The sequence below is a fragment of the Caballeronia sp. AZ1_KS37 genome (assembly GCF_023631165.1).
GTDB classification, from domain to species: Bacteria; Pseudomonadota; Gammaproteobacteria; order Burkholderiales; family Burkholderiaceae; genus Caballeronia; species Caballeronia zhejiangensis.
In genome coordinates this window covers 1-832 of the sequence record NZ_JALQDP010000056.1, presented here as the reverse complement: position 1 = coordinate 832, position 832 = coordinate 1, and the positions used below count along the sequence as shown (strand labels likewise).

Sequence of the window (832 nt, the reverse complement as noted above, 5' to 3'; positions counted from 1 at the left end):
GCGGTCGGCACGCCCATCATGTGATATGAAACCGCGCTGAACCAGTCGAGGTTCGGGAACATCTTCTTCGCGTCCCACATCACCGATTCGAGGCGCTCGGCGATATCGAACAGCTTCGTATCGCCGGCTTCCTTCGACAGATTCCTCGCGACTTCCTTGATGACCTTGTTGCGCGGATCGGAGATCGTGTACACCGGATGGCCGAAGCCGATCACGACTTCCTTGTTCTCGACGCGGCGTTTGATATCGGCTTCCGCTTCATCCGGCGTCTGATAGCGCGACTGAATTTCGAACGCGACTTCGTTCGCGCCGCCATGCTTCGGACCGCGCAGCGCGCCGATCGCGCCGGTGATCGCGGAATACATGTCCGAACCCGTGCCCGCGATCACGCGCGCCGTGAACGTCGATGCGTTGAACTCGTGTTCGGCGTAAAGATTGAGCGATACGTGCATCGCATCGACCCAAGCTTTGGACGGCGCGACGCCATGCAGCAGATGCAGAAAGTGACCGCCGATGGAATCGTCATCGGTTTCGACTTCGATGCGCTTGCCGTTGTGCGAATAGTGATACCAGTAGAGCAGCATCGAGCCGAGCGAGGCCATCAGCTTGTCGGCGATATCCTTCGCGCCCGGCACGTTGTGATCGTCCTTCTCCGGCAGGATCGTGCCGAGCACGGAGACGCCGGTACGCATCACGTCCATCGGATGCGCGGACGCGGGAATCCATTCCAGCGCGGCTTTGAGATTCGCGGGCAGGCCGCGCAACGCCTTCAGCTTCGTCTTGTATGCCTTCAGTTCGGCGGCGTTCGGCAGCTTGCCGTGCACGAGCAGAT

Annotated in this window: 1 protein-coding gene; it reads right to left on the bottom strand. The window is 60.5% G+C overall.

Going from position 1 to position 832, the window contains the following annotated elements:
- Positions 1–832: citrate/2-methylcitrate synthase (locus tag NCS00_RS33210; RefSeq protein WP_250442275.1), on the bottom strand; the 832-nt coding region annotated here is incomplete at both ends.